This is a genomic window from Paenibacillus fonticola DSM 21315, from assembly GCF_000381905.1.
In the GTDB taxonomy this organism is placed as follows: Bacteria; Bacillota; Bacilli; order Paenibacillales; family Paenibacillaceae; genus Fontibacillus; species Fontibacillus fonticola.
Window position 1 is genome coordinate 1 of record NZ_KB907272.1, and the last position, 14,617, is coordinate 14,617.

A 14,617-nucleotide genomic window follows, 5' to 3' on the forward strand; every position below is an offset into this window, starting at 1 on the left:
TGGAAACAGTGGAAACGGGTACGTACCCGAATCCGTGAACTGAGGGCCCTTGGAGTCCCGGAGTGGGCCTGCTATGTCATGGGAAACTCCCGCCGCGGTGCTTGGGAAATGTCCAGAAACACAAATAACGCCCTCCCGACTTCCTACTGGGAAACGAAAGGGCTGAAAAGTTTACTTTCTCGTTATCTGGAACTTTGTTAACCTTTTGGAACCGCCGTATGCGGACCCGCATGTACGGTGGTGTGAGAGGACGGGGGTTAGTCGCCCCCTCCTACTCGATCAAAACCCGCTTTATCAGTATTACTAATCGACGATATAAGATCAATCTAATTGACCGTCTGCTCACGCTATGATAAATTTTATTAAATGATAAATTAGATAGTATTACTAGGAATTGATTTGAATTCTATGTATGCTGCGTGAGGTGGGTATGAGTTGGAACTTCAAGTAAGTAACAGTCCTTTTAATCAGGAGCAGGCTGAACTGCTCAATCGTCTTCTTCCTACGTTATCAGAAACGCAACGGATTTGGCTTAGCGGCTATTTGACGGCTCTGCAAGGTGCAGGTGCAGCGACGGCCGGAAATGCGCTGTTGAATGCGGTCGCCGCGGCTGAGCCGGTTATTTCCAAGGAAGTAACTGTTCTTTATGGATCGCAGACCGGGAACAGCCACGGGCTGGCCACGAAGCTAGCTAAGAGGCTCGAAGATCAAAGTTTTCAAGCCACTGTCGTCTCGATGGGCGATTTCAAGCCGAACAATTTGAAGAAAATTGAAAATCTGCTTATTGTCGTAAGCACGCATGGAGAAGGAGATCCGCCGGATAGCGCGATTTCGTTCTATGAATTCCTTCATAGCAAGAGAGCACCTAAACTGGAGGGATTGCGTTTCTCTGTACTTGCACTGGGCGACACATCCTATGAATTTTTCTGCCAGACAGGCAAAGATTTCGACAAGCGCCTGGAGGAGCTCGGCGGGGAACGCTTAACCGCTAGAGTGGACTGTGACGTTGATTTTGACGAACCGGCTGCGGAATGGTTCGGAAATGTTATCGAGTCGCTGGGGAAATTGTCTTCAGTTAGCGCCCCAGCGGGCGGAGCCAGTGTGCCAACGGTGAGCGGAGCGGAGTCGGAGTACTCCCGTACAAATCCGTTTCAAGCCGAGGTGCTGGAGAACTTGAATTTGAACGGTCGCGGTTCGGATCGGGAAACCCGTCATATCGAGCTGTCATTGGAAGGCTCGAATTTGCAGTATGAACCGGGAGACAGTATTGGGATCTATCCGGAGAATCATCCGCTTCTGGTCGATGAACTGATTGCAGCGATGGGCTGGAACGGAGAAGAGAACGTTGTCGTGAACAAGAACGGTGAGCAGCGCTCATTGAGAGACGCACTGCTTCGTTATTATGAAATTACCGTCCTGACTAAGCCGCTGCTGGAACAGGCAGCAAAGCTAAGCTCTAGCGATGAGCTTAAAGGGCTGCTTGAAGCCGGACGTGAGCAGGAACTGCGCTCGTATTTAGCGGAACGTGATTTATTGGACCTGGTGACGGATTATCCATTTACAGGGGTACCGGCAAGCCAGTTCGTGTCCATATTGCGTAAAATTCCTTCCCGGCTGTATTCGATCGCCAGCAGTTCCAAAGCGTCCCCGGATGAGGTGCATATTACCGTCCGTTCCGTACGCTATGAAGCTCATGGACGGAATCGTTATGGCGTATGCTCCGTCCAGCTTGCAGAGCGGGTGGAGTCAGGCGCTACGCTGCCGGTATATATTCAGCATAACCCTAGCTTCAAGCTTCCGGATAATCCCGATACGCCAATTATTATGATTGGTCCAGGTACGGGGGTAGCTCCATTCAGAGCTTTCCTGAGTGAGCGGGAAGAGACGGAAGCAGAGGGGAAATCGTGGCTGTTCTATGGAGATCAGCATTTCTTGACGGATTTCCTGTATCAAGTGGAATGGCAGCGCTGGCTTAAGGAGGGCGTCCTGACACGAATGGATGTGGCGTTCTCGCGCGACACCGACAAGAAAGTGTACGTTCAGCACCGGATGCTGGAGAAGAGCCGGGAGGTGTACGAGTGGCTGCAGCAGGGAGCTGTAGTGTACGTATGCGGCGACGAGAAGAAAATGGCGCATGACGTTCATGCGGCTTTGGCCACGATTCTTGAACAAGAGGGCGGTCTTAGCCCCGAGCAGGCTGCAGAGTACTTAACCCAGATGCAACAGGAGAAACGTTATCAGCGGGATGTGTATTAAGAGCGGATGATCCCAAAGATTACGAGAGGAGAATTGCGAAAATGTCAGATAACAATTTGATTTCGCCGAACAGTGCGCCGCACAGCGATGTTGAAGATATCAAAATAAGAAGTAATTATTTGCGCGGAAGCCTTGTGGAGACGCTGGAAGATCCAATCACAGCCTCCATTCCCGAGGATGATAACCGGCTGATGAAATTCCATGGCAGCTATATGCAGGATGACCGGGATTTGCGGAACGAGCGGAATAAACAGAAGCTGGAGCCAGCTTATCAGTTTATGCTGCGGGTCCGAGCCGCAGGCGGCGTCGTCACTCCGAAGCAATGGCTGATGATGGACAGTGTGTCCCAGAAGTATGCGAACGGAACAATTCGGCTGACGACACGACAATCATTCCAACTGCATGGGGTTATTAAATGGAACCTGAAAAATACGATTAAGGAAGTCAATGAGGCGCTGTTAAGCACGCTGGCCGCTTGCGGCGACGTAAACCGCAACGTCATGTGCAACCCGAATCCATACCAATCGGAAATTCATTCCGAGGTCTACAACTGGGCGAGCAAAATAAGCAGTCATCTCGATCCGCAAACCAATGCGTATCATGAAATATGGCTAGACGGGGAAAAGGTAATCGACAGCAAGGACAGCCAGGCCGAGCAAGAGCCGATTTATGGGCGCGTTTATTTACCGCGTAAATTTAAAATCGGGTTGGCTGTTCCGCCATCGAACGATGTGGATGTTTTTTCGCAGGATTTAGGGTTCATTGCGATTGTAGAAAACGGAGAGCTGAAAGGCTTTAACGTTACGGTAGGCGGCGGTATGGGGATGACGCACGGAGATGTGAAAACATATCCGCAAATCTCTAAAGTGATCGGCTTCTGCTTACCGGAGCAGATGATCGATGTCGCGGAGAAAACAGTGATGATCCAGCGGGATTACGGGGATCGTTCCGTCCGGAAACATGCCCGCTTCAAATATACGATCGATGACCGCGGACTCGATTGGTTCGTTCAAGAGCTGACGGATCGTCTTGGCTGGAGTTTGCAGGAAGCAAGACCATACCATTTCGAGCATAACGGCGACCGTTACGGCTGGGTAAAGGGAAGCAACAACAAATGGCATTTTACGCTCTTTATCCAGAATGGCCGCATCAAGGACGAGGAAGACTATAAGCTGATGACAGGATTGCGGGAAATTGCCCAAGTGCATACTGGAGATTTCCGTCTGACCCCGAATCAGAACCTGATCATTGCCAATGTGAGCAGTCAAAAGAAAAAGAAAATCGAAGGCCTTATTCAAGAATACGGCCTGACGGACGGCCTGCACTATTCTGCGCTGCGCAGAAACTCCATGGCTTGCGTTGCTTTCCCGACCTGCGGTCTCGCTATGGCGGAGTCGGAGCGCTACCTGCCATCTTTGCTCAGTAAGATTGAGCCTATGCTGGAGGAGTCAGGCTTGCAGGATGACGATATTGTCATCCGAATGACCGGCTGCCCGAACGGCTGCGCCAGACCGATGCTGGCAGAAATTGCTTTCATCGGCAAGGCGCCCGGGAAGTACAACTTGTATCTTGGCGGCGGCTTTTCTGGAAACCGGCTGAATAAGCTGTACAAAGAAAACATCGGGGAAGATGAAATTTTGGATTCCCTGCAGCCGATTATTAAGCAGTATGCCAAGGATCGGCAAGAAGGCGAGCATTTTGGCGACTACGTCATCCGCGCCGGCTATGTGGCAGAAGTGACGGACGGTCAAAACTTTCATTCCTGATTCATTTATTTTAATTATATGACAAACGAGGGGCTGTCCAATAAGCCCTAAGATTAAAGTTAGACGGAAAACACCGCATTAGCAGTGCCCCTTAAAGTTAGATTTTGTACTCTGACTTTTGGGGCGCTGCCGTTTTTCCGCCTGACTTTTTTTACACTTCTGTTTTTGTTGGCATGAGGGGTTCTTTTGCTGGTATGAGGAGTTAGTGTGAAGCAGTTGCTTGCCGGCTGTGTTGCTTAGATGGCCTGGGTGGCTTGGATGACTTGGATGGCTTGGAAGGCTTGGAAGGCTGACTGGCAAGCTGGTTGGCTTGGATGGCTGGCTGATTGGCTTGGATAGCTAAGAGGGCGACTGGATAGAGACTGGGGATATATGCTGTCCTGACCTTTACGGACACAGGCGACGCTATTTGTGAAATAACGAGGAATTTGGAGACTAACGGACCTCTGTTCCGCTATTGATCCCAAAAACCTGTTTTTTGCAGTCCGTTTGCTCGAATAACGGAACCAGGGTCCGTACGCATAGCGAAACAGGCTTATTTCAACAAATAGCGGATCTGCTGTCCGTTAGCGGTTGACCAGTTCCACGAGTTCAGCTAATGTCACCAGTATCGGCAGTCTTATCAGTCTCACGCCACTCTCACTGCTCTCAACAGCCAGCCATCACTCTAGTCACTCTCACTGCTCTCAATAGCCACTCATTACTCTAGTCACCTCACTGCTCTCAACAGCCACTCATTACTCTAGTCACTCTCACTGCTCTCAACAGCCAGCCATCACTCTAGTCACTCTCACTGCTCTCAATAGCCACTCATTACTCTAGTCACCTCACTGCTCTCAACAGCCACTCATTACTCTAGTCACTCTCACTGCTCTCAACAGCCAGCCATCACTCTAGTCACTCTCACTGCTCTCAACAGCCACTCATTACTCTGGTCACTCTCACTGCTCTCAACAGCCACTCATTACTCTAGTCACCTCACTGCTCTCAACAGCCACTCATTACTCTAGCCACTCTCACTGCTCTCAACAGCCACTCATTACTCTAGTGACCTCACTGCTCTCAACAGCCACTCATTACTCTAGTCACTCTCACTGCTCTCAACAGCCAGCCATCACTCTAGTCACTTTCACCACCCTCATCAACTCACTCCTACCCCTCCCACCAATCCGCTAACCCCAACTATCCTCCTAAGCTCGAAGGGCTGTTTAAAAAGTCAGTTTTTACTGAGTTTCTGGACAGCCTATTCGTCTTTTGCTGAAAAACAGTCTGCGTAAGTTACTTCTATGGCTGCTGGAATAAGGGCTAACAAACATAAAAGCAAAAAAAACAATGATAAAATAAACACAAACGGAGATAAAACAAGAAATATATATGTCTTTTTGTTGACTTTTATGGTATTTTGGAAATAGGATAATGTTATACCTCACTTTTTAAGGAGATTGGTTAGGATGAATAACTACATTGCCGTTGATATCGGCGCTTCTAGCGGGCGGCTTGTAAAAGGGACGCTGCACAATGAACAAATTGAGCTGCAAGAAATTCATCGTTTTGACAATTCGTTTGCCGAGAAGGGCGGGCACCATTACTGGGACGTAGATTATTTATTCGCTGAAATTATCAAGGGATTACAACAAGCCAAGCAAGAGGGGGTGGATAGCTGCACATTAGGGATTGATACTTGGGGAGTTGATTACGTCCTTCTTGACGATGATGGAAAGCGCATTCATGATGTGTATGCTTACCGGGATGGGAGGACAGCGCAAGCGGCTGACCAGCTGCACCAAGCGATAAGCAGATCCGCTGTTTACAGTAAAACAGGGATTCAAGAGCAGCCTTTCAACACGCTGTACCAGCTATACGTGCATGACAGCGATCAGCTGTCTAGGGCAGGACAGATCGTTCTCGTGCCGGATTATCTTTATTACCGCTTGACCGGCAAAATCATGAATGAGATGACAAACGCTTCGACTATGCAGCTCTTAAACCTGGACACAAAAGAGTTTGACGCCGATTTGCTTGCGCTGCTTAAGCTGAGGCGCGATCAGTTCGCCAGGCTTGCTGCACCGGGAGAAAGGCTGGGAATGATTTCACCTGAACTGCAGAAGCGATATGACCTGCCGGCCTGCGAGCTGATCGTTGTACCGACACACGACACAGCATCGGCAGTCGTAGGCGTACCTGCCGCACAGGACAAACCGTGGGCATACATTAGCAGCGGAACTTGGTCGTTGCTGGGCGTAGAACGGTCTTCCCCGCTAAATACGCCGGCTGCGATGGAGGCCAATTACACGAATGAATGGGGCGCCTACGGAACCTTCCGCTTTCTCAAAAATATTATGGGACTCTGGATGATTCAGGAGGTAAGGAGGGAGGCGCAAAATAGCCACAATTACGCTGAATTGGCTGCCCTGGCCTTAGAGGAGGAGCCTTTTCGCCACCTGGTTCCTTGCAATGACAACCGATTCCTGAACCCGGACAGCATGATCCGGGAAATTCAAAATAGCTGCTTTGAAACAACAGGGGAGGCTCCGCAAACGATTGGGCAATTGGCGCGCTGTATATTTGACAGTCTGGCACTAACTTATAGAGACAGCATTCATGAATTACAGGAGCTGACAAACGAGACGCTGGAGGCGATTTACATTGTAGGCGGCGGAGCGAACAATGAACTGCTCTGTAAACTGACCGCCGATATCGCCGGGGTTGAAGTGATGGCCGGGCCTGCAGAGGCAACTGCCTTGGGCAACATCATCGTGCAAATGATCAGCATGGGTGAGGTTCCACAGTTGCATGACGCTCGCCGTTTGGTCGCCAGTTCCTTTAAAGTTAAGAAATTCTCGCCTGATCCAATACAAGAGCAGCACGAAATCTTCGCACGCTGGGAGCAAATCAAAACAAAACAAATAAAATCAAAGAGATGAAAACAAATAAATAACCACACAAAACAAACAAATGAACAAACATTTGAAAATAAACCATTAAAATAAAATTGAAGAATTGAAGATTTAAACAATTGAAGAACTAAACCAGACAACGGGCGAGGACAGGACAAGTTAACAACAGGCCATTTTATTAATGATATAAATGCTAAAAACATTAAGTTTTTAATATTAAAGTAATTAGTCAAGGTAATCTTTTCAAAAATTCAAAAAATCATTCGGAGGTTTGCGACATGGTACAAAATTTATGGGACTCATCTAAAGCATCCAAATTTCAAGGAGGTCTTGATCAACTGGTCTACCGCTCTAACCTGATCGGCTCGGATCGCCGCGTGTGCAACTGGGGCGGGGGCAACACCTCTAGTAAAACAGTCATTCAAGATTTTAGAGGCCGCGATGTTGAAGTCATGTATGTAAAAGGAAGCGGATCTGATCTCGCGACGATGAAGCAGGGCAATTTCACCGGGCTGCGGATGGAAGATATTCAGCCGTTGTTTGAGCGCGATGAAATGTCTGACGAGGATATGGTCGCTTATTTAGCGAATTGCATGATCGATGCGAAGCATCCGCGCGCATCCATCGAGACGCTGCTGCATGCTTTCCTGCCATTCAATCATGTGGATCACACGCATCCCGACGCGATCATCAGTCTGTGCTGTGCTGATAACGGCCAGGAAATTGCAAAGGAAATATTCGGGGACCGCTTCGTCTGGGTACCGTATATCCGGCCTGGATTTACATTATCCAAAATGATTGCCGAGGGCGTACTGAATAATCCAAAAGCAGAGCTGGTGCTTATGGAGAAGCACGGGCTGGTCACCTGGGGAGATACGTCCGATGCGTGCTACGCCAAGACGATCGAAATCATCAACGAAGCCGAACGCTATATCGAGGCTCGAGTTAATGAGGCAGCCTTGTTCGGCGGCATGATCCATCAGCCGCTCCCAAGCAAAGAACGGGAAAGCATCGTCGGTAAATTAATGCCTTCGATTCGCGGCGCGGTAAGTGATGGAAAGAAAATGATTCTTACCTATGACGATGGAGACGATGTGCTGGCCTTTGCCGGCGGCAAGGATTCCGCAGAACTGTCGCAAATCGGCGCGGCCTGCCCGGATCACCTCGTACATACGAAGGTCGTTCCGCTCTTCATCGATTGGACGCCGGATGTAAACGACATTGAGGGGCTGCGGGAAAAACTGATCGATGGCATTGCCAATTACAAAGAGCAGTACAAGGCTTACTTCGAGCGGAATAAAAACGAAGGCGACGTTATGTTTGAAGCGGCTCCGCGCGTCATTTTGATTCCGGGCATCGGCATGATCAATACCGGTAAGAGCTGGAGCAACTCCAAAGTAAGCGCAGCCTTGTATCACCGGGCGATTGCGGTTATGCGCGGGGCTACGGCGCTCGGTCAATTCGTCTCCCTTAGCGAGAACGAATCGTATAACGTCGAATACTGGCCGCTGGAGCTGTATAAGCTGTCTTTGGCTCCTGCTGAAGCAGAGTTTTCCCGCAAGGTCGCTTTCATTACGGGCGGTGCAGGCGGCATCGGCAGCGCAACAGCACGCCGGCTCGTAACTGAAGGAGCGCATGTGGTGCTGGCGGATTTGAATGTGGAAGGCGCACAGCAGGTTGCCGATGAATTGAACGCCAAATACGGTGAGGGGATCGCTTTAGCCGTGAAAATGGACGTGACCAACGAGGAAATGGTGCGCGAGGCTTATGAACAGGCGGCCCTGCATTATGGCGGTGTCGACATTATCGTTAACAATGCGGGTCTGGCTACTTCAAGCCCTTTTGACGAAACCTCGCTCCAGGAATGGAATTTGAACATCAATGTGCTGGGCACCGGTTATTTCCTCGTGGCGAGGGAAGCGTTCAAGCTGATGAAGGAGCAGGCGTTCGGCGGCAGCATGGTGTTTGTCGGCTCGAAGAACTCCATTTACGCAGGTAAAAATGCGGCCGCCTACAGCTCGGTAAAAGCGCTGGAAGCGCATTTGGCCCGCTGCATTGCCGCGGAAGGCGGGGAATTCGGCATTCGCGTGAACACGATTTTGCCAGATGCGATTTTGCAGGGCTCGGCGATTTGGAACTCGAACTGGCGTAATGAACGCGCTGCAGCTTACGGCATCGAGCCGGATCAGCTTGAGGAGCATTACCGGAAGCGCACGACGTTGCTCGTCAACATTTATCCGCATGACGTGGCCGAAGGCATCGCTTTCTTCGCTTCCTCCAAAGCAGAGAAAACGACCGGCTGCATGCTAACTATTGACGGCGGTGTTCCAGCTGCTTTTACACGCTAACACGCGAATTGAACTTATGATAATTGAACTTATGGTAATTGAATTTATGGTAATTGAATTTATATAGCAGGGAATAACCTATTCAACTATAAGGGAGGGCTTGTCTATGACGGATAAAGCGTATATGTTGTTTGAAGAGCAGCAAAAGTCGAGAGGCATCGATTTGGAGAACGTGAAGCAGAAGCTGAAGCAGCTAAAAATCGAAACGCCTTCATGGGGCTACGGTGATTCTGGGACACGATTCAAAGTGTTCCAGAAGACGGGCGTCCCGCGCAACCCGTTCGAGAAATTAGAGGATGCCGCCGTCGTCAACCGTTTGACCGGACTGTGTCCTTCGGTAGCGATTCACATCCCATGGGATCACGTCGATGATTACGGAAAGCTGAGAAGCCACGCAGAGAGCCTGGGGCTGACCATTGGCGCGGTCAACCCGAATCTGTTCCAGGATGAGGATTACATGCTGGGCAGCGTGACGAACAGCGATCCGGCCATACGCCGGAAAGCGATCAGCCATTTGCTGGAATGTGTCGATATCGCCAAGGAAACAGGCTCCCGCGATTTGAGCCTCTGGTTTGCGGACGGCACAAACTACCCCGGGCAGGGAGATCTCCGCAAGCGCAAGCGGTGGATGCTTGAAGCGTTGTCCGAAATGTACCGGGCGCTGACGCCGGATATGCGCATGCTGATTGAATACAAAGCGTTTGAGCCCGCTTTTTATCATACAGATATTGCCGATTGGGGCATGGCCTACAACTACGCGCAAAAGCTGGGCCCTCAGGCCGACGTGCTGGTCGATACAGGACATCATTTGCCAGGCGCTAACATCGAGCATATCGTCGCTTATTTGATAGATGAAGGGCGGCTTGGCGGCTTCCATTTTAACAGTTATAAATATGCGGACGATGATTTGATCGTCGGTTCAATGAATCCTTATGAATTATTTCTTATTTTCTATCAAATTGTTCTGGCAGCTGATGATGCAGACGAAGAAATTCGCGGCAGCGTGGATAAGATCGCCTTTATGATTGACCAGTCGCACAACATTGAACAGAAAATTCCGGCGATGATCCGTTCTGTGTTAAATGTGCAGACCCAATACGCCAAAGCGCTGTTGATCAATCACGCAGAAGTGGCGGAAGCGGCTGATCGCGGCGATGTGCTGGGGGCGGAGGATGCGGTTCGCCGCGCTTTTGAATTCGATGTTGCGCCGTTGCTGCATGCGGTCCGCGAAGAGCAGGGGCTGCCGCAGGATCCAATGAAGGCATATCTCGCCTCCGGATATGGAACCGAGATTTTGTCCCGGGGTAAAGGCGGTGCCAGCTGGTAACTGGCAGGTCTAGTGCAGGATAGGGAATAAGTAGCACAATGAGAAGATGGAGTGAAGTGTGAGATGCTGGTAGCTGAACGTTATGAAAAAATAGTGCAAATGATCGATGAAAAAGGCAGTATGCGTGTATCCGAGCTGAGTGAATTGTGCCGTGTAACCGAGGAGACGATCCGCCGGGATCTGGATCGCCTGGAGGAGGCAGGCCGTTTGCGCCGCTCGCACGGCGGTGCGGTCAGCGTGAAGCAAAAGGGAGATGTGCCGGAAATTCCTTATGCGGAGCGCGAGGTTATGCATGCCGAAGAGAAACAGCGCATCGCGGAAGAAGCCGTAAGGCTTATCCAGCCGAAAGAACGCATTCTGCTCGATGCCAGCACCACGGCATGGTACATGGCGTCCAAGCTGCCTGATATCCCGCTTACCGTGCTCACGAACTCAATCCGTGTTGCTACCGAGCTTTGCAATAAAAAGAAAATTGAAGTGATCTCAACGGGCGGACTGCTGGCAAATCGCTCTTTGTCTTTTGTCGGCCCGCTCGCTGAACGGTCGCTCGAAGCATACTATGTCGATAAAATGTTCCTGTCCTGCAAAGGCGTTCATCTCGATCGGGGAGTTAGCGAATCCAATGAGCTGCAGGCCCGCGTCAAGCAGAAGATGGTCACGATTGCCGATCAGGTCATCCTGCTGGCAGATGCCAGCAAATTTGGGCAGCAGGGCTTTACCCATGTGATGAGTCTGGAACAGGTCGATACGATCATTACCGATCAGAGAATTACAGAAGAGACAAGGGTGGCCTTAGCGGATAAATCGATTTCCGTAACGGTTGTTTAAGCTGTAGTAGTTTAAGCCGTAGTATAGGCCCGCTCGATATTCAGATGGCTCCAGGAAGAGAGGTTTGCCATGAAAGTATCCATATTTATTACTTGCGTAAGCGATGTAATGTACCCGCAGGTTGGAGAGGCGATTGTCCGCATCCTGAACCAATATGGGGTTGAGGTCGATTTTCCTAAAACGCAAACCTGCTGCGGGCAGCCTTCCTATAACAGCGGTTATTGGGAGGAGACACGGACTGCTGCCCGGACATTGCTCCGCTCATTTGACGACAGTGATTTTGTAGTATCTCCGTCCGGGTCTTGTACTTATATGATTCATCATTATAGCGAGTTGTTTAAGGAGGAGCCGGAGTGGCTGGAGAAGGCGCAGCGGTTGGAACAGAAAACGTATGAATTTACGCAATTTCTCGTTCAGGTACTAGGGGTTACCGACGTTGGGGCCAATTTTCCCTGTAAGGTGACCTACCATCCTTCCTGTCATGGCAGCAGGCTGCTCGGCATAAAGGATGAACCGTTGGAGCTGCTTCGCAACGTAAAGGGGTTACAGTTTGTTCCGCTGCCTTTTGCCGAGGACTGCTGCGGGTTTGGCGGTACTTTTGCCATTAAGATGTCAGATATATCCGGTGCGATGGTGGCCGAGAAAGCGGACCATGTTATAGAAAGTGAAGCCGAGGTGCTCGTAGGCCTGGATTTGGCGTGTCTCATGAATATAGCCGGTCATTTGCGGTATCGCAATGAACCTGTCAAGGTGATGCATTTAGCAGAGCTGCTCTATGAAGGGATGAATTTGAGATGAGTATGACTAGTCCGATGGCGACCGATGTGAAGACCAGAGCTGAACTGGCTTTGAATGATGAGTTTCTGCGCAAAGCGGTCCGTTTTACGACCGAACGGCTCCGTAACGGGAAACGCAGCGCTTCCGAGGAGCTGCCTCATTGGGAAGCCTGGCGGGATCGCGCCCGCGAAATCAGATTGCATACGATTGCTCACCTCGATTATTACTTGAATTTGTTTGTTGAGAATGCCCGGGCAAACGGAGTGCATATTCATTTTGCCGACAATAGCGCCGAGGCTGTCGATATTTCACTGAAAATTGCCGCGCGCAAGCAAGCGAAGTCGGCTGTAAAATCCAAATCGATGGTGACTGAAGAGCTGCATCTAAATGAGGCATTCGCCCAGGCCGGCATTGAAGCGGTTGAGACGGATCTGGGAGAATACATTATTCAACTGGCGGGGGAAGGCCCATCCCATATCGTCATTCCGGCGATTCATAAAAATCGTTACCAGATCGCCGAGCTGTTATCCAAAGAAGCGGGCGAGCCGCTCGCTCCCGATACTACTGTGCTTGCCGGATTTGTACGAAAAAAACTGCGCGAAAAGTTCCTCGAAGCAGACATCGGCATTACCGGGTGCAATTTTGCGATCGCCGAAACAGGTTCGATGGTGCTGTTCGAAAATGAAGGGAATGCGCGGATGGTCTCGACAGTGCCGAAAACGCAAATTACCTTCATGGGCATGGAGCGGATCATTCCTTCCTGGGAGGACCTGGAGGTTATGGCCACATTGCTTCCGAGATCGGCGACTGGACAGAAGCTGACGATGTATATGTCAGGCATTACGGGACCGCGCCGGGAGCAGGATATGGATGGGCCGGATGAAATGCATATTATTATCGTCGACAACGGGCGCTCCCTGCAGCTTGGAGACCCCGAGTTCCAGGAGCTGCTCAACTGCATTCGCTGCGGCGCTTGCTTGAACGCCTGTCCCGTTTACCGTCACATTGGCGGCCATGCCTATGGCGGAACGTATAGCGGCCCGATCGGCGCCGTGCTCACCCCCGCGCTCAATGGCAATGTGGAGGAATGGAATGATATAGCCAGCGCATCCAGCCTGTGCGGGGCCTGCTATGAAGCCTGTCCCGTGAAAATTCCGCTGCATGATATGCTCGTTTTCCTGCGCAGGCGCAAGGTGGAGCAAGGCCGTGGGGATAAGCTGGAAGCGGCAGGGATGAAAGGATTTGCCGCGATTATGGCCAATTCCAAACGATTTTCCGCGGCGATCCGGGCTGCACAGGTTGGGCAAAAGGTCGTCGTCCGCAACGGGGAAATTACGACAAAGCTCGGCCCGCTGAAGGGCTGGAACAGCTACCGCACGCTGCCAGCGATTGCCAAGCGAACGTTCCGCCAACGCTGGGAGGCTGGCGAAATTGCCGCTCAAAGCGCAGTGAAGGAAATGGATCCAGGTATCCGCGAGCGTATGGAAGGCATCATGCAACAAAGGAAGAAGAGGGGAGGAGATTCAAGTTGAACGATTCCCATCGGCAGGACGAGTGGCTCAGTACGATGGAAGCACAATCACGTGCCAGGCAGGAGCAGTTCATGAATCGAATCGCCGCCAGACTGAACCGTTCGCGGCTTACAGAGCCGCCAGCACAGCCGTTCCGGGGCGCGCCGGAATTTTGGAATTCCTTCGAATGGGACGAGGAGGAGCGCATTAAGCAATTTACGCAAAACTTCATCCAAGTTGGCGGCCATGTTACGCACAGCGCAACGATGGAGGAGGCAGCGGCTTTCATCACGGCTAAAGCCCAGGAGCTTGAAGCCAAATACATCGTTAGGCAGGACGAGGAGGAGCTGACCGCATTCGACCTGGAATCCCGGCTTCCGGACGCGAATATATCCGTTTGGAATACAACTGATCAATCAACAAGCACCGGGGCACCAGTTGACGCTTTGGATACTACGGAGCTGGATATTGCGGAGTCTCCACACGAGAAGGTTCAGGGTAATGAGTCACAGCATGCGGGGGCTCATTTGGATCCTCACCCAGAGACTCCATACTCGCAGCCCCAATATTGGAAGGCCCGGTCAGCTGAGGCGGATATCGGGATTGTTATGGCGGATCACGCTGTAGCTTATACCGGATCGGTTGCGGTGATGTCTTCCCCGCACAAGGGCCGCTCGGTCAGTCTGCTCCCTACCGTCCTTATTATCGTTATCCCGGTTTCCCGGCTAAAGACGCGGCTTGGAGAGGTTTTGCTGCAGTTCGATGAACTCGGCGCAGGTCAACTGCCAGCAGGCATTCATTTCATATCCGGTCCGAGCCGCTCATCAGATATTGAGAATGATCTGACGATTGGCGTCCATGGACCAGGTATAGTCTATGCCATTATTGTCGGCTGAACCAGCCGGCC

9 protein-coding genes and 1 pseudogene are annotated in these 14,617 nt (G+C 50.9%); all 10 read left to right on the plus strand.

The genetic code is table 11. The features are described from left to right. Positions 1–201, plus strand: a pseudogene (locus tag G358_RS32600) (group II intron reverse transcriptase/maturase); the annotation flags it as partial. 234 nt (positions 202–435) lie between these two features. Then, positions 436–2,256 (plus strand): assimilatory sulfite reductase (NADPH) flavoprotein subunit, encoded by a 1,821-nt coding sequence (locus tag G358_RS0123070; protein ID WP_019639624.1) that lies wholly within the window; start codon positions 436–438, stop codon positions 2,254–2,256. A gap of 41 nt (positions 2,257–2,297) precedes the next feature. After that, a complete protein-coding gene (gene cysI, locus G358_RS0123075) occupies positions 2,298–4,022 on the plus strand; it encodes an assimilatory sulfite reductase (NADPH) hemoprotein subunit (protein ID WP_019639625.1) in 1,725 nt (574 codons plus the stop codon). A gap of 1,451 nt (positions 4,023–5,473) precedes the next feature. Beyond that, the gene (gene rhaB / locus G358_RS0123080) at positions 5,474–6,946 is read left to right on the plus strand and encodes a rhamnulokinase (protein ID WP_019639626.1); all 1,473 of its coding nucleotides are present in this window, start codon (positions 5,474–5,476) and stop codon (positions 6,944–6,946) included. 251 nt (positions 6,947–7,197) lie between these two features. Beyond that, positions 7,198–9,267 carry a bifunctional rhamnulose-1-phosphate aldolase/short-chain dehydrogenase gene (locus tag G358_RS0123085; protein WP_019639627.1) on the plus strand — a complete coding sequence of 690 codons (2,070 nt, stop codon included), beginning with the start codon at positions 7,198–7,200 and terminating at the stop codon, positions 9,265–9,267. A 106-nt stretch (positions 9,268–9,373) separates the two neighbouring features. Then, positions 9,374–10,594, plus strand: coding sequence for an L-rhamnose isomerase (gene rhaI / locus G358_RS0123090; RefSeq protein WP_019639628.1), 1,221 nt, complete (start codon positions 9,374–9,376; stop codon positions 10,592–10,594). Positions 10,595–10,657: 63 nt separating this feature from the next. Continuing rightward, positions 10,658–11,422 carry a DeoR/GlpR family DNA-binding transcription regulator gene (locus tag G358_RS0123095; RefSeq protein ID WP_019639629.1) on the plus strand — a complete coding sequence of 255 codons (765 nt, stop codon included), beginning with the start codon at positions 10,658–10,660 and terminating at the stop codon, positions 11,420–11,422. Positions 11,423–11,491: 69 nt separating this feature from the next. Beyond that, positions 11,492–12,220 carry a (Fe-S)-binding protein gene (locus tag G358_RS0123100; RefSeq protein WP_019639630.1) on the plus strand — a complete coding sequence of 243 codons (729 nt, stop codon included), beginning with the start codon at positions 11,492–11,494 and terminating at the stop codon, positions 12,218–12,220. After that, the gene (locus G358_RS0123105; protein WP_019639631.1) at positions 12,217–13,731 is read left to right on the plus strand and encodes a LutB/LldF family L-lactate oxidation iron-sulfur protein; all 1,515 of its coding nucleotides are present in this window, start codon (positions 12,217–12,219) and stop codon (positions 13,729–13,731) included. The genes G358_RS0123100 and G358_RS0123105 overlap by 4 nt, the downstream gene beginning before the upstream one ends. After that, positions 13,728–14,606 (plus strand): LutC/YkgG family protein, encoded by an 879-nt coding sequence (locus G358_RS0123110; RefSeq protein ID WP_019639632.1) that lies wholly within the window; start codon positions 13,728–13,730, stop codon positions 14,604–14,606. The genes G358_RS0123105 and G358_RS0123110 overlap by 4 nt, the downstream gene beginning before the upstream one ends. Positions 14,607–14,617: the final 11 nt, after the last annotated feature.